The organism is Burkholderia sp. Ac-20349, from assembly GCF_017104865.1.
Lineage (GTDB): Bacteria > Pseudomonadota > Gammaproteobacteria > Burkholderiales > Burkholderiaceae > Burkholderia > Burkholderia aenigmatica.
This window is the reverse complement of sequence record NZ_JAAGPM010000048.1, coordinates 1-15,426: the sequence shown is the minus strand read 5'-3', so window position 1 is coordinate 15,426 and position 15,426 is coordinate 1. Positions and strand designations below refer to the sequence as shown.

Sequence of the window (15,426 nt, the reverse complement as noted above, 5' to 3'; positions counted from 1 at the left end):
TCGACTCAAGCCGCGTACCGATGGAAAACCACCAAATCAACAGGAGAACGGAATGATCGAATTCGCGTTGTTCGGCGCGGGACGAATCGGCAAGATCCACGCGGCGAATCTCGCGCGCCATCCGGGCGCGAAGCTGAAGTACGTGGTCGACCGGCACGCGCCGTCGGCCGACACGCTGGCCCACGCGCACGGCGCGCAGGTGGCCGACGTCGAGCGCGCGCTCGGCGATCCGGCTGTCCAGGCCGTGGTGATCGCATCGAGCACCGACACGCATGCGGACCTGATCGTCGCGGCCGCGAATGCGGGCAAGGCCGTGTTCTGCGAGAAGCCCGTCGACCTGACCGTCGAGCGCTCGCGTGCGTGCGCGGACGTCGTCCGGCGCAGCGGCGTGACCTGCATGATCGGCTTCCAGCGCCGCTTCGATCCGACCTTCGCCGCGCTGAAGGCACGTGTCGAGCGCGGCGAGATCGGTGCGCCGGAAATGCTGGTCGTCACGAGCCGCGACCCGGGCGCACCGCCCGTCGACTACATCCGCAGCTCGGGCGGCATCTTCAAGGACATGCTGATCCACGATTTCGACGTGTTCCGCTGGATTCTCGGCGACGAAGCGCAGACGCTGCACGCAACCGGCAGTTGCCTGACCGATCCGGCCGTGCAAGACGCAGGCGACATCGATTCGACTGCCGTGACGATCCGCACGCGGCGCGGGCTGCTGTGCCAGATCAACACGTCGCGGCGCGCCGCGTACGGCTACGACCAGCGTTTCGAACTGCTCGGCAGCAACGGGATGCTGCAGGCCGGCAACGTGCGGCCGACCGAGGTGAGCGCGTGGCTCGCGGGCGGCATCGCGACGGATGTGCCGGAGCCGTTCTTCCTCGAGCGCTACCGGCATGCGTACGCGGCCGAGATCGCGCACTTCGTCGACGCGCTGCGCGACGGCACGCCGGTCAGGACGACGATCGACGACGGGCTCGCCGCGCTCGAACTGGCCGAGGCCGCGATGACGTCGTGGAAAACGGGGCGCGTGATCGAGCTGTAACGCGACCGCTGGCAGGCGGCGGCGCACCGCGCCAGCGGGCCGCCGCCGGACGATCGGTCGCCCCTCTGGACGACACGTTGCGAGCACGCGGCCGCATCGGGAAAATTTGCCGAAGCGTCGCGCGGCGTATGCGTGAAAGCACGTATGATGGCGAATTGATCTGCGTCGCCGACATCCCGCTTTTCACCACCATGCTCGATCACCTCATCTGCGACTGCGACGGCGTGCTCGTCGACAGCGAAGTCATTGCCGACCGCGTGCTGCTCGACACGCTGTCCGCCACGTTTCCGAATCTCGATTTCGAAGCCGCCGCGAAGTCGGCGTTCGGCCAGCAGACGTCGCGCTTCCTGGCGGGAATCGAATCCCGCTTCGGGATCGAGATGCCGGCCAATTTCATCGAGACCATCGAGCACAACATCGAGAGCGCGCTGGCGCAGTCGCTCGCGCCGATCACCGGCGTGCGCGACGCATTGCTGAAGGTGAGCCTGCCGGCGGCCGTCGTGTCGAACAGCCGGCTCGCGCGCGTGCGCAGCTCGCTGAAGCGCGCGTCGCTCACCGAGATCTTCGGCGAGCGCGTGTTCAGCTCCGAGCAGGTGGCGCGGCCGAAGCCCTACCCCGACGTCTACCTGCATGCGGCGCACACGCTCGGCGTCGCGCCGGAACGCTGCATCGTCGTCGAGGACAGCGTGTCGGGGTTGAATGCCGCGCGTGCGGCGGGCATGAAGACGATCGCGTTCGTCGGCGCGAGCCACATCCCCGACAACTACGCGGACGCGCTGCGCGCGATGGGCATCACGCGGATCATGCGCAAGATGGACGAACTGCCGGCCTTCGTCGAAGCCGGCATACGCGGCGAATTCGGGGACGTACAGTCCTGACGGTCGTGCCGGCCCGATCACGCTGATCGGGCCGATCCGGCGTGCGCCGGTTCACGCACGCCGTGCCACGGGCGCGCGAACGCGCCCGCCTTCCCTTCCCTCAGGCCGGTTCGCAGCAGCGCTCGCGCGCAGCGGCCAGCGCCTCGCGGAACTCGACGAGTTCCGCGATCGTCAGCATCGGCAGCCCGTGCTGTTGCGCAAAACGCTCGACATCGTCGCCGCGCGTCATCGTGCCGTCCGGATTCATCAGCTCGCACAGCACGCCGGCCGGCTTCAGGCCCGCGAGGATCGACAGGTCGACCGTGCCTTCGGTATGACCGCGGCGTGCCAGCACGCCGCCCGGTTGCGCACGCAACGGAAACACGTGGCCGGGGCGCACGATGTCGTGCGGCTTCGCCCCTTCGGCGATCGCCGCGCGGATCGTCGTCACGCGATCGGCCGCCGATACGCCCGTATGCACGCCTTCGCGTGCCTCGATCGAAACGGTGAACGCGGTGCCGTTGCGGCTCTCGTTGGTCTGCACCATCGGCGGCAACTCGAGCGCGCGCACCGTGTCGTCGGTCAGGCACAGGCACACGATGCCGCTGCACTCGCGGATCAGCAGCGCCATCGTCTCGGGCGTGATGCGCTCGGCAGCAACGATCAGGTCGGCTTCGTTCTCGCGGTCGTGGTCGTCCTGCAGCACGACCGCACGGCCTGCGCGCATCGCTTCGAGCGCGGCGGCGATGCGCGGCGGCACCGGTTCGGAATCCAGCAACGGGAGATCGGCAAAGGCGTCGGCGGGTGCCGACGAAATGGACATCAAGGACATGTGAAACGCTCCTCGCAAAGACGATTTGGGCGAAAAACGTTTCAGGGCATTGCAAACAGACAGAACGACAACCCGCTTCGCATGCATCGCGAAGCGGCCCTGGCGGACATGACTATCTGCACATCTTCTCTCATCCGGACTGTGACCGTCGGCTCTGGCATTCGACCAGATCTGCTGACCCCGCGCGGATGCGCGGGCGCTCGCGGGCTCGCCGGCTTACGCCAGCCTACCGCCGGTGGGGAATTTCGCCCCGCCCTGAAGACGCACTGATTGCCGGATGGGCCAACCCCATCAACGGCGGGCCAAGCATACAACAGCTGCGCGCGCGGCGCAGCGAACATCACCTAAAACCTTACTGACGACTCCGTCTAACGGCATCGTCCGAACGGCCGACGGACGACCCGCGATCTCGCCCGAACGACGAAAACGCGGCCCGCTTCCGTGCGGCCTGCGCGATCAGCCAGCCGCGTGCGCGGCATGTGCCGCGTGCGCCGCGTCGGGCACGAGCCAGCGCGGCGGCACCTCGGGGCTCACCGTCACGCGAAACGCGCGCGCCTCGCTGTCGCCCGGGTTGCGCAGGCTGTACGGCTGGTCGGCATCGAACACGATCGCGTCGCCGGTCGCGAGCAACTGGCGGCGGTCATGCACGCTGACTTCGAGCGTGCCTTCGCTGACGACGAGGTTGACCGTCGTACCGGGCGCGCGGCGTGCGCCGGCCTCCGTATGCAGCGGCGCGATCCGCAGCTCGTGGAATTCGGCCGCAGCCGGCTCGCCTTCCGGGTACAGCGCGCGCGCCGAGAAGCGGCCGTTCGAGCTGACGACGCGCGACGCGCGCTCGGCCGCCAGATGCTCGAAGCCGTTCACCGCATGGCGGCGCAGGAATGCGGCGACCGATACCTTCAGCGCCGCGGCGATCTTGCAGAGCACCTTGATCGACGGCACGCTGCGCGCCGACTCGATCTGCGCGAGCATCGCGCGCGACACGCCGGACAACCGTGCGAGCGCATCGAGCGACAACTGCCGCTCGGCGCGCAACCGCGCGAGGTTCACGCCGACGACCTGCTCGAGCACGTCGAGCGACGCAGCGGCCCGCGCATCGACGGCATTGCCGGACTCGAAGGAAGACAGGTCGCGCACGAGCGCCAGGGATGAAGACATAGCATTGCCTCCGGGCCGCTTGTGCAGCCCTGCGTATGGGGTAAGCCGGGATCGGAATCGGGTTGCGCCAGCAACGGCGCGTATCGAGACGCTATCACCCGGCCCTGCACCGGCAAACGAAGTTATCTTCACACCGTTATCAGCATCGCGGAGGAATGCGTTTCTCGCGAACCTTTTCCTGCCGCTATCGCGTCGCGCAGGCGCCGCTCATTCGCCGCTCATTGCGCCGCCGGCGCCGCGCCGCGTGCCGGCCCGCGCGCATCGAGCCGCATCGCGAACCACGTGACGACGAGCGCCGCGACCGTCACCGCGACGGCGACCCACGGCAGCGCATCGAGCGCGAGGCCGCGATCCAGCGCAAAGCCGCCGAGCCACGCACCGAGCGCATTGCCGACGTTGAACGCACCGATGTTCAGCGTCGACGCGAGATGCGGCGCGCTCGCGGCCTTTTCGACCATGCGCGCCTGCAGCGGCGGCACCGTCGCGAACGCGGCGATCCCCCACGCGAACACGGTCACGGCCGCCGCGACCGGATAGTGGCTCGTCTTCGCGAACACGACCATCACCGCGATCAGTGCGACGAGGATCGCGATCAGCGACGGCATCAGCGCGCGGTCGGCGAGCTTGCCGCCCAGCGTGTTGCCGATCGTGAGCCCCGCGCCGAACAACACGAGGATCAGCGCGACCGCGCGCGGCGAATAGCCCGACACGGACTGGAGGATCGGCGCGATGTACGTGAACACGACGAACACGCCGCCGAAGCCGAGCACCGTCATCAGCAGCGCGAGCCACACCTGCGGCTCCTTCAGCACGCGCACTTCGTGGCCGAGGCCGACCGGCCCGCTGTCGTGGCGGTTCGGCACGAGCGCGGCGACACCGCCGAGCGCCAGCACGCCGAGCGCGGCGACGATCCAGAACGACGCGCGCCAGCCGAGCAACTGACCGACGAACGTGCCGAACGGCACGCCGAGCACGTTCGCCAGCGTGAGCCCCGTGAACATCAGCGCGATCGCGCTCGCGCGCTTGTCGGTCGGTACGAGCGATGCGGCGACCACCGCGCCGATCCCGAAGAACGACCCGTGCGCGAACGACGTGACGACGCGCGCGACCATCAGCATCGCGTAGCCGGACGCGGTCGCGCACAGCACGTTGCCGACGATGAAGATCGCCATCAGCAACTGCAGCGCGGCCTTGCGCGGCATGCGGCTCGTCAGCACCGCGAGCAGCGGCGCGCCGGCCGCGACGCCGAGCGCGTAGCCGGTCACGAGCAGCCCGGCCGACGGCAGCGACACGGCCAGATCCTGCGCGACTTCGGGCAACAGGCCCATGATGATGAATTCGGTGGTGCCGATGGCGAAGGCGCTGATCGCGAGCGCCAGCAAGGGAATGGGCATGAGGTTCTCCGGGAAGCGGCGGGTGCGGCGCCCGGTCGGTGCCGCACCGCACCAAAATGCGGGATGTGCGCGCATTGTCCCGAATACGCCTATATTTGATAATTGGCGTGGCATTTGAACCATTTTCAAAAATTTCTGGAAAATCCGATGGATCGACTGGGCGATATCCGGCTGTTCGTCGAGGCTGCCGACCTGGGCAGCCTGTCGGCGGCCGGGCGCAAGCTGAACCTCACGCCGGCCGCCGCCAGCGCGCGCCTCGCGAAGCTCGAGGCGAAGGTCGCGACGCGCCTGTTCGAGCGCTCGACGCGGCAGTTGCGGCTCACCGACGAAGGCCGGCTGTACCTGAACTGCTGCCGGCAGGCGCTGCAGGCGCTCGACGACGCGGACGCGATGCTGCAGGAAGGCCGCAACGTGGTCGGCGGCAAGGTGCGGCTGTCGTCGACGTCCGACTTCGGCCGCAACCAGCTGCTCGACTGGCTCGACGAATTCACGACGCTGCACCCCGACGTCACGTTCTCGCTGACGGCGTCCGATTCCGCGTCGAACCTGTGGCAGGATGAAATCGACCTCGCGATCCGCTTCGCCGCGCCGCCCGACGGCGCGCTGATCGCCCGCCGGCTCGCCGCGAACCGGCGCGTGCTGTGCGCAGCGCCGTCGTTCGTCGAGCGGCACGGCATGCCGGCCGATCCACACGATCTGGCCCGCTTTCCGTGCAACGTGATCACGATCGCGTCGGGGCCGATGAACAGCTGGCGCTTCACGCGCGGCGACGAGACGCAGACCCACACGGTGCCGATGTCGACCGCGTTCGAGACCAACGACGGCGGCCTCACCCGCGAATGGACGCTGCGGGGCCACGGCATTGCGCTGAAGTCGCTGTGGGACATCGCCGACGACGTCCGTGCGGGGCGGCTGCGCGTGCTGCTGCCCGACTGGCGGCACCAGGATGCGCCGCTGCACGCGATCTATCACAGCAAACGCTACATGGCGCCGCGCGTGCGCGTGCTGCTCGACTTCCTCGCCGAACGCTTCGCGCGCGAGGAAGCCGCGCTGGAAGACCTGCTGAACGCGTGCCGCTGACGGCCGGCGCACGGCCCGGCCAGGGTCGGAACCCGACGTGCACCGTCGCGCGGCCGCAACCCGCCGGGCGCTCCCGACAGCGTGAAAAGCTATAATGAAAGGCTTTCCCGACGGCTTTTCATGCGCGATGCACGCGAGATGCGTGCAAGGCGGCACGCCCGCCCCTGCGCGGCGCGGCATGCGCCAGGCACGGCCGTCCCGATTCACCCTATAGACGACGCCCCCAGGTCAACCACTGCGAACGGCGAACCCCCATGACCAAGAAAGTTTACGTAAAGACCTTCGGCTGCCAGATGAACGAGTACGACTCGGACAAGATGGTGGACGTGCTGAATGCGGCCGAAGGCCTCGAAAAGACCGATACGCCGGAAGACGCGGACATCATCCTGTTCAACACGTGCTCGGTGCGTGAAAAGGCGCAGGAGAAGGTGTTCTCCGATCTCGGCCGCGTGCGCGAACTGAAGGAAGCGAAGCCGGATCTGCTGATCGGCGTCGGCGGCTGCGTCGCGAGCCAGGAAGGCGCGTCGATCGTGTCCCGCGCACCGTACGTCGACCTGGTATTCGGCCCGCAGACCCTGCACCGCCTGCCGCAGATGATCGACGCGCGCCGCACGAGCGGCCGCTCGCAGGTCGACATCACGTTCCCCGAAATCGAGAAGTTCGACCACCTGCCGCCCGCGCGCGTCGAGGGCCCGAGCGCGTTCGTGTCGATCATGGAAGGCTGCTCGAAATACTGCAGCTACTGCGTGGTGCCGTACACGCGCGGCGATGAAGTGTCGCGCCCGCTCGACGACGTGCTGACCGAAGTGGCCGGCCTCGCCGACCAGGGCGTGCGCGAAGTCACGCTGCTCGGCCAGAACGTGAACGCGTACCGCGGCGCGCTGACGGCCGGCTCGTCGGAAATCGCCGATTTCGCGACGCTGATCGAATACGTCGCCGACATCCCCGGCATCGAGCGGATCCGCTATACGACGTCGCACCCGAAGGAATTCACGCAGCGCCTGATCGACACCTACGCGAAGGTGCCGAAGCTCGTGAGCCACCTGCACCTGCCGGTCCAGCACGGTTCCGACCGCATCCTGATGGCGATGAAGCGCGGCTACACGGTGCTCGAATACAAGTCGGTGATCCGCAAGCTGCGCGCGATCCGCCCGGACCTGTCGCTGTCGACCGACATGATCGTCGGCTTCCCCGGCGAGACCGAGGACGATTTCGACAAGATGATGGCGCTCGTGCACGACATGAGCTACGACACCAGCTTCTCGTTCATCTACAGCCCGCGCCCCGGCACGCCGGCCGCGAACCTGCACGACGACACGCCGCGCGAAGTGAAGCTCAAACGCCTGCAACATCTGCAGGCGACCATCGAGGAAAACGTCGCGCGCATCAGCCAGTCGATGGTCGGGAAGGTCGAGCGGATCCTCGTCGAGGGCCCGTCGCGCAAGGACCCGAACGAACTCGCGGGCCGCACCGAGAACAACCGGGTCGTGAATTTCCCGGCGCCGCTCGCGTCGCACCCGCGCCTGATCGGCCAGATGATCGACGTGAAGATCAACCATGCGTATCCGCATTCGCTGCGCGGCGAGCTCCTGCTCGTCAGCGACGACGCGAGCGCGGCCACCCACTGACTGACGCTCAACAGGAACCCGACGCCACTTTGAAGCCGACCCAAGCACTGGAATTCGTCGCGCCGCGCGACGACAACGCGCGCCTCGCCAACCTCTGCGGCCCGCTCGACGAGAACCTGCGGCAGATCGAACAGGCGCTCGACGTCACGCTGTCGCGGCGCGGCCACCGGATCGCGATCCGCGGTCGCGGCGCCAAGCTCGCGCTCGCCGCGCTCGAGAACTTCTACAACCGCGCGCGCGATGCGCTGTCGGTCGACGACATCCAGCTCGCGCTGGTCGAAGTGCGCCACACGTCCGGCAACGGGCGCCAGGACACGCTCGACGTGCGCTTCCGCGGCGACCCCGACCATCCGTTCGACGACCCCATCGTTCAGCTCGACGCCAGCGAGCCGGACGAGGAGCCTGCACCGAAGCTCTACACGCGGCGCGCCGACCTGCGCGGCCGCACGCCGGCGCAGCGCGAATACCTGAAGCAGATCCTGTCGCACGACGTGACGCTCGGCGTCGGGCCGGCCGGCACCGGCAAGACCTACCTCGCGGTCGCGTGCGCGGTCGACGCGCTCGAGCGCGACCAGGTCAAGCGGATCGTGCTGACACGCCCGGCCGTCGAGGCCGGCGAGCGGCTCGGCTTCCTGCCGGGCGATCTCGCGCAGAAGGTCGACCCGTACCTGCGTCCGCTGTACGACGCGCTGTACGACCTGCTCGGCTTCGACAAGACGGCGAAGATGTTCGAGCGCCAGATGATCGAGATCGCACCGCTCGCGTACATGCGCGGCCGCACGCTGAACCACGCGTTCATCATCCTCGACGAGGCGCAGAACACGACGCCCGAACAGATGAAGATGTTCCTCACGCGGATCGGCTTCGGCTCGAAGGCGGTCGTGACCGGCGACACGAGCCAGGTCGACCTGCCGCGCGGCCACAAGAGCGGCCTCGTCGAGGCACAGCAGGTGCTCAGCGGCGTGCGCGGCATCGCGCTCACGCGCTTCACGAGCGCGGACGTCGTGCGCCATCCGCTCGTCGCGCGCATCGTCGAGGCGTACGACGAGTTCCACGCGCAGCACCAGGACGGCTGACCGGCCGGCGGCGCCTGCGCGCCGCTTGCCTGACAGCCCGGCCCGGCCCGCCAGACGGCGCGCCGGGCTTTTTTTCGCCTGCGCGAATTCGGGTGCGATCGGCCGTTTGGTGTATCCTCAACGCGTCCTAATCGCCGCACGCGTCATGAAATCCTCCCGTTCCCGCAAGTCGGGGCGCGCCCAGTCCGCCGCGCCCGCCTCCCCCCGCCTTTCGCTGTTCGATGCGAAGGGCAAGGCCCGGACCGTCAACGCGCAAGGGCTGCGAATCGACTTCCCGGATGGCCGCAGCCTGATGTTCGACCTGTCGGGCAGTTCGGGAGAAGCCGCCGTTGCGATCGTCGCGCAGCACAACGATCCGGCGATGCGCGCGAAGCTCGCGCTGCAGCCCGAACACTACGACAGCGTGACGCTGCACGTCGGTGCCGAGCCCGCGCCGCGCGAAGACGACACCGAAGACGCGCTGCGCGAGCCGGAGCTCGACCTGTCCGTGCAGTACGGCGACGAGATCACGAGCGACGTGCGCAAGACTTGCCCCAAGCGCAAGCTGATCGCCGAATGGATCGAGCCGGCGCTGTTCGCCAGCGCGCAGCTCACCGTGCGCTTCGTCGGCGAAGAAGAAGGCCGCACGCTGAACGCCGGCTACCGCCACAAGGACTACCCGACCAACGTGCTGACCTTCGCGTACGACGCGGCGCCCGACGGCACCGTGATCGGCGACCTCGTGCTGTGCTGCCCGGTCGTCGAGAAGGAAGCGCACGACCAGGGCAAGTCGCTCACGGCCCATTACGCGCACCTGCTGGTGCACGGCGCGCTGCACGCGCAAGGCTACGACCACGAGACGAGCGACGAGGACGCGGCCGAAATGGAAGCGCTCGAAGTCGATATTCTCGCGAAGCTGGGCTTCCCGAACCCGTACCAGTAAGCCGTCCGCACGATGCGCAACGCCGCGACGCTCCCGCCCGCCTACCCGCCGTCGATCGGCGACGGGCGCCTGCTGACGGAAGACGAGCTCGCGGCCTCGCTCGCGCACACGATGCGCGACTGGGACGGCCAGCAGGATCTCTGGCTGTTCGGCTATGGCTCGCTGATCTGGAACCCGGGGTTGCCGACCATCGCCGCCGTGCGCGGCAAGGTGCACGGCTATCATCGCGGGCTCTACCTGTGGTCGCGCGTGAACCGCGGCACACCCGAACGCCCGGGCCTCGTGCTCGCGCTCGATCGCGGCGGCTCGTGCTCGGGCATCGCGTTCCGGCTCGCCGGCCCGACCGCGCAGCCGCACCTCGAAACGTTGTGGAAGCGCGAGATGCCGATGGGTTCGTACCGGCCCGCGTGGCTGCCGTGCTCGCTCGAGAACGGCGAACGCGTGAACGCGCTCGCGTTCGTGATGCGCCGCGACGCGCCGACCTATACGGGCAAGCTGTCCGATCCCATCGTGAAGGAAGTGTTCGGCTGCGCGGCCGGCCGCTACGGCACGACGCTCGACTACGTGAGCCGCACGGTCGACGCGCTGCGTGCGAGCGGCATCCCCGATCGCGCACTCGAAGGGCTGCTCGCGCGATGCCGGTGACGCGGCACAGCGCCCGGCTTGCCGCCACGCGCTGCCGCGCCGGGTGCGGATTCGAGCGAGGGCATGACCGATGAAACCGTCACGCTGGTCGCGCTGCAAGGTCGGCGCGCTGCTCGTCGCCGCGAGCATCGCGCTGTCCGGCTGCGGAATCCTTGGCTGCGGCGGCGCCGCGACCAACGGTGCGGCCGCCGGCGGCTGCTCGGCCGGCATGCGGTTCTGATCCACGCCCCGGCGGCGAAGCCCGCGTGCGGCAGAATGCCGCCGCTGGCCGCCTCGGCCGGCCGCTTTCCCGCGTCACGGTTCCCGGCCCCTTCCGCACCCGTTTTTTGCCGCCGCTGCCCCGCCGGCCTTTTCTGAGATAGGATGGAACCGAGGACGATGTCGCGCCCGGCGCGACCGTTCCCGAGCGGGGCCCGCGCGCGCTGCCCACCCTGGCCGTGCGGCCGGTGTGACACGGTCGCGTCGTGCCCTTGGTGTATCCTTGCCTACTCCGTGACAGCGCGCTCCGGCATGACCCGGGCGCACCACCATGAACGATTCGTATCCCAGTCGTAAGTCAACCGACAAACCGCAAGAAAAGCGCTCGCTCCTCGAGCGCCTGACCGACTTCATCTCGCCCGAGCCCGAATCCCGCGGCGAGTTGCTGGAAATCCTCCAGGACGCCCACGAACGCAACCTGATCGACGCCGATTCGCTGTCGATGATCGAAGGCGTGTTCCAGGTGTCCGACCTGTGCGCGCGCGACATCATGGTGCCGCGCGCCCAGATGGACGCGATCAACATCGCGGACAAGCCCGAAGATTTCATCCCGTTCGTCCTCGAGAAGGCGCACTCGCGCTACCCCGTGTACGAGGAGAACCGCGACAACGTCATTGGCGTGCTGCTCGCGAAGGATCTGCTGCGTTTCTATGCCGAAGAGGAATTCGACGTGCGCGGGATGCTGCGCCCGGCCGTGTTCATTCCCGAATCGAAGCGCCTGAACGTGCTGCTGCACGACTTCCGCGTGAACCGCAACCACCTCGCGATCGTCGTCGACGAATACGGCGGCGTCGCGGGCCTGATCACGATCGAGGACGTGCTCGAGCAGATCGTCGGCGACATCGAGGACGAATACGACTTCGACGAGGAAGCCGGCAACATCATCTCGGGGCCCGATGGCCGCTACCGCGTGCGCGCGCTCACCGAGATCGAACAGTTCAACGAGACGTTCGGCACCGATTTCCCCGACGACGAAGTCGACACGATCGGCGGGCTGATCACGCATCATTTCGGCCGCGTCCCGCATCGCGGCGAGAAGCTGCAGCTCGGCAACCTCGTGTTCGAGATCCAGCGCGGCGATGCGCGCCAGGTTCACGTACTGCTGGTGCGCCGCAACCCGCTCGCCAGCCGTCGCGCCGAAACCTCGCACGAGGACTGACCGTCGCGCGCCAGCCGCGCATTCCACAACCGCTCGCCCACTTTCGCTTCACATGGACGATCCGATCCTGTCCCGCCCGGCTGGCGGCCTGCTCGCGCCGACACCCGGCCGCGCGCTGCCGCGCTGGCACTACCCGGCCGCGCTGCTCGCCGGCGCAGCCAATACGCTCAGCTTCGCACCGACGCCGCATGGCGGCTGGCTGCAACTCGTCGTATTCGTCTGGTTTTTCGCGCAGCTCACGCGCACCGCGAGCTGGCGCAGCGCCGCGCTCACCGGCGGCGCGTTCGGCTTCGGCAACTTCATCACCGGCATCTGGTGGCTCTACATCAGCATGCACGTGTACGGCGAGATGGCCGCGCCGCTCGCGGGCGGCGCGCTCGTGCTGTTCTCGCTGTACCTGTCGCTGTACCCGGCGTTCTCCGCCGGGCTGTGGTCGTTCTGCGCGGGCCATGCGTGGCATCGCCGCACGCGCGACCCTCGGCCGTTCTCGCCGACCTGGCATGGCGCATTCGCGTTCGCGAGCGCCTGGGCACTCGGCGAATGGCTGCGCGGCACCGTCCTCACCGGCTTCCCGTGGCTCGCCAGCGGCTATCCGCAGGTCGACGGCCCGTTCGCGGGCTTCGCGCCGGTCGCCGGCGTGTACGGGATCGCGTGGGTGCTCGCGCTGTTCGCCGCGCTCGTCGTGCAGGCGCTCGCCGCCGCCCGGCCGTCGCCGCTCGCCGAACCCCGTGCCGGCAATGCGCGCATACGCATCGCCGCGCCGGCCGGCATCGCGCTCGCGCTGATCGCGGCCGGCCTCGGCCTGTCGCAGGTCACGTGGACCGTGCCCGCGAATGCACCGCTCACCGTGCGGCTGCTGCAGGGCAACGTGAAGCAGGACATCAAGTTCGAGGAAGCGGGCATCGACGCGGCGATCAAGATGTACACGCAGATGATCATCGAGAAGCCCGCCGACCTGATCGTCACGCCCGAAACCGCGATCGCGGTGATGATCCAGGAGCTGCCCGAGCCGTTCGCCGTCGCGATCCGCAAGTTCAGCGACACGACGGGCTCGGCCGTGCTGTTCGGCGCGGTCGGCGCGTCGGTGACCGAGGACGGCCACTACGTCGACTATACGAACAGCCTGTACGGCGTGACGCCGAATTCACGCGACATCTACCACTACGACAAGCACCACCTCGTGCCCTTCGGCGAATTCATCCCGTGGGGCTTCCGGTGGTTCGTCGACCTGATGAAGATGCCGCTCGGCGACTTCGCGCGCGGCGCGCCCGTGCAGAAGCCGTTCCTGGTACACAACCAGCCCGTGATGGCCGACATCTGCTACGAGGACTTGTTCGGCGAGGAAATCGCCGCGACGATCCGCGACAACCCGCAGCCGCCGGGCGTGCTCGTCAACGTGACGAACCTCGCGTGGTTCGGCGACACGATCGCGCTCGACCAGCACCTGCAGATCGCGCGGATGCGCTCGCTCGAGACGGGCCGGCCGATGCTGCGCTCGACCAATACGGGGATGACCGCCGCGATCGACGCGCACGGCCGCGTGCTCGGCCAGCTGAAGCCGTTCACGATCGGCTCGCTCGACGTGCGGATCGAAGGCACGAGCGGCTTCACGCCTTACGTGACGAGCGGCAACAACATCGTGCTCGCGGTGTCGCTCGTGCTGCTCGCGTTCGGTTTCACGTTCGGCCCCGGGCTGCGCCGGCGCAACGGCCGGAAGAACGGCGACAGCCAGCCGAAGTGACGCGACGGGCGGCCGCTGCGCAATGCGTGGCGGCCGCCGCCAATGCAACGTGCAACAGCGGCCCGTGGCCGCGAACCGGCCGGCCGCTCAGCCCTGCCGGGCCGACTCCGTCGACTCCGCCGATTGAACCGGCTGCGCGGCCAGACGCCGCAAGTCGCGGCTCACCGCCTCCATCACCGGCGCCCATGCGCCGAACGCCGGTTGCCGGTACAGCGTCGCGGTCGGATACCACGGGCTGTCCTGGCGTTCGAGCAGCCACGGCCAGTGCGGATTCACGTCGAGCAGCACCCAGGTGTGCGCGCCGAGCGCGCCCGACAGGTGCGCGACCGACGTGCAGACGGTGATCACGAGATCCAGCGCGCCGATGAACGCGGCCGTGTCGTCGAAGCTCGTCAGTTCCGCCGTGAGATCCTCGATCGCGAAGCCCGCCGCGCGCGCCGCCGCGACATCCGCGCCCGCCCCCGGCTGCAGCGAATAAAACACGACACCGTCGATCCCGCGGAACGCGTCGGCATAGCGTTCGAGCCCGACGCGCCGGTACGGATTGCGCTGGTGCCCGGCGCTGCCCGTCCACACGAGACCGACCTTCAGCCGGCGGTCGCCCGCCAGCCGCGCGTGCCACGCGTCGCGCGCGGACGGATCGGCCCGCAGGTACGGCACCGACGACGCGAGCGTCGACGCTTCCATGCCGAGCATCAGCGGCAGGCCGATCAGCGGTACTTCGTAATCGAACGCGGGCAGCACGTCGACGGCACCGCCCGCGCTGAACGCATCCGCATGCGCGCCGAGGCTGCGCTGCATCAGCGTGCCCACCAGCGGGAACGTATTCCAGATGAGCCGGCCGCCCTCGCGATGCACGCGCTCGGCGAGCGGCGCGACGAAGCGGCAGAACTGCAGCACATCGCCGAGCCCCTGCTCGCCCCACACCAGCAGCGTCTTGCCGGCGAGCGGCTCGCCCTGCCAGCGCGGGCCCGGCAGCGCCGGACGGCGGCCGCGCAACTCGCCCGCGCCGTCCCAGCGCGCCTCGTGGCCGCGCCAGCCGGCCGCGAAGTTGCCGCGCACGAGCTGGATGATCGCGAGGTTGAAACGGTACGACGCGTCGTCGGGCGCCAGCTCGCACGCGCGCACCGCGTAACGCTCGGCGTCGTCCCAGCGCTGCGCCTCCTTCATCGCCAGCGCGACGTTGTTCATCGCGAGCGCGTTGTCGGGCGCGAGCTCGACGAGCCGCGCGCCGCACGCGAGCGCGCCGTCCAGGTCGTGCGTCGCGAGCCGCGCGACCACGAGGTTGATCCACGCCTGCACGTCGCGCGGATCGGCCTGCACGGCTGCTTCGAGCAGCGCGATCTCCTCCGCGCGGTCGCTGCCCGACAGCCGCAGCGCGATCGCGAGGTTGTTGCGCAGCGATGGCCGCTCGGCATCGAGCGCCAGCGCCGCGCGGTACGGCGCCACGGCGTCCGCGTGACGGCCCGCCATCTGCAGCGCGTAGCCGTGATTGAAATACGCGGTGGCACCCGGCTGCATGCGCGCCGCGCATTCGGCAAGCGCGACCGCGTCGGCCGTGCGCTGCCGCGCGATGAGCGCGCCGGTGAGCTGCGCGAGCGCATCGGGCTCGACCGCATGCAGGTGCGCGGCGGCGG

Annotated in this window: 14 protein-coding genes and 1 riboswitch; of the genes, 10 read left to right on the top strand and 4 right to left on the bottom strand. The window is 69.0% G+C overall.

The window, feature by feature from the left end; translation table 11 throughout:
* Positions 1 to 52 precede the first annotated feature (52 nt).
* Together iolG and G3N61_RS17505 are read left to right on the top strand one after the other, a co-directional pair.
* Complete coding sequence (iolG, locus tag G3N61_RS17510) at positions 53 to 1,039, top strand: inositol 2-dehydrogenase (RefSeq protein ID WP_205823190.1); 987 nt, start codon at positions 53 to 55, stop codon at positions 1,037 to 1,039.
* Between the two features lie 191 nt (positions 1,040 to 1,230).
* Positions 1,231 to 1,917, top strand: coding sequence for an HAD family hydrolase (locus G3N61_RS17505; protein WP_205823189.1), 687 nt, complete (start codon positions 1,231 to 1,233; stop codon positions 1,915 to 1,917).
* A gap of 100 nt (positions 1,918 to 2,017) precedes the next feature.
* Here G3N61_RS17505 and ribB read toward each other — a convergent pair whose 3' ends face one another.
* The 3 genes from ribB to G3N61_RS17490 all read right to left on the bottom strand — a co-directional run bounded on the left by ribB (position 2,018) and on the right by G3N61_RS17490 (position 5,280).
* Positions 2,018 to 2,728, bottom strand: a complete 711-nt coding sequence (gene ribB / locus G3N61_RS17500; protein ID WP_011353122.1) for a 3,4-dihydroxy-2-butanone-4-phosphate synthase — start codon at positions 2,726 to 2,728, stop codon at positions 2,018 to 2,020.
* A gap of 118 nt (positions 2,729 to 2,846) precedes the next feature.
* A riboswitch (FMN riboswitch) is annotated at positions 2,847 to 2,995 on the bottom strand.
* A gap of 189 nt (positions 2,996 to 3,184) precedes the next feature.
* Complete coding sequence (locus tag G3N61_RS17495) at positions 3,185 to 3,886, bottom strand: XRE family transcriptional regulator (RefSeq protein WP_205823188.1); 702 nt, start codon at positions 3,884 to 3,886, stop codon at positions 3,185 to 3,187.
* 218 nt (positions 3,887 to 4,104) lie between these two features.
* Positions 4,105 to 5,280: an MFS transporter gene (locus G3N61_RS17490; protein ID WP_089451239.1), complete on the bottom strand. Its 1,176-nt coding sequence runs from the start codon at positions 5,278 to 5,280 to the stop codon at positions 4,105 to 4,107.
* 147 nt (positions 5,281 to 5,427) lie between these two features.
* On the opposite strand from G3N61_RS17490, the gene G3N61_RS17485 reads away from it, so the two are divergent.
* The 8 genes from G3N61_RS17485 (at position 5,428) to lnt (ending at position 13,789) form a co-directional block, all read left to right on the top strand.
* Positions 5,428 to 6,360 carry a LysR family transcriptional regulator gene (locus G3N61_RS17485; protein ID WP_043190666.1) on the top strand — a complete coding sequence of 311 codons (933 nt, stop codon included), beginning with the start codon at positions 5,428 to 5,430 and terminating at the stop codon, positions 6,358 to 6,360.
* 254 nt (positions 6,361 to 6,614) lie between these two features.
* Complete coding sequence (gene miaB, locus G3N61_RS17480; protein ID WP_043190664.1) at positions 6,615 to 7,988, top strand: tRNA (N6-isopentenyl adenosine(37)-C2)-methylthiotransferase MiaB; 1,374 nt, start codon at positions 6,615 to 6,617, stop codon at positions 7,986 to 7,988.
* Positions 7,989 to 8,017: 29 nt separating this feature from the next.
* Positions 8,018 to 9,064, top strand: a complete 1,047-nt coding sequence (locus G3N61_RS17475) for a PhoH family protein (protein ID WP_043190661.1) — start codon at positions 8,018 to 8,020, stop codon at positions 9,062 to 9,064.
* A gap of 145 nt (positions 9,065 to 9,209) precedes the next feature.
* Positions 9,210 to 9,986, top strand: coding sequence for an rRNA maturation RNase YbeY (ybeY, locus tag G3N61_RS17470; RefSeq protein ID WP_043190659.1), 777 nt, complete (start codon positions 9,210 to 9,212; stop codon positions 9,984 to 9,986).
* A 12-nt stretch (positions 9,987 to 9,998) separates the two neighbouring features.
* Positions 9,999 to 10,631 (top strand): gamma-glutamylcyclotransferase, encoded by a 633-nt coding sequence (locus G3N61_RS17465; protein WP_089451242.1) that lies wholly within the window; start codon positions 9,999 to 10,001, stop codon positions 10,629 to 10,631.
* A gap of 70 nt (positions 10,632 to 10,701) precedes the next feature.
* Entirely contained in the window at positions 10,702 to 10,851 is a 150-nt protein-coding gene (locus tag G3N61_RS17460; RefSeq protein ID WP_205823187.1) for a hypothetical protein, read from the top strand.
* 309 nt (positions 10,852 to 11,160) lie between these two features.
* Positions 11,161 to 12,048 (top strand): transporter associated domain-containing protein, encoded by an 888-nt coding sequence (locus G3N61_RS17455; protein ID WP_043190655.1) that lies wholly within the window; start codon positions 11,161 to 11,163, stop codon positions 12,046 to 12,048.
* 52 nt (positions 12,049 to 12,100) lie between these two features.
* Positions 12,101 to 13,789, top strand: coding sequence for an apolipoprotein N-acyltransferase (gene lnt / locus G3N61_RS17450; RefSeq protein WP_205823186.1), 1,689 nt, complete (start codon positions 12,101 to 12,103; stop codon positions 13,787 to 13,789).
* An 87-nt stretch (positions 13,790 to 13,876) separates the two neighbouring features.
* Here lnt and G3N61_RS17445 read toward each other — a convergent pair.
* On the bottom strand, positions 13,877 to 15,426 hold a 1,550-nt coding region (locus tag G3N61_RS17445; protein WP_205823185.1), incomplete at its 5' end, for a tetratricopeptide repeat protein.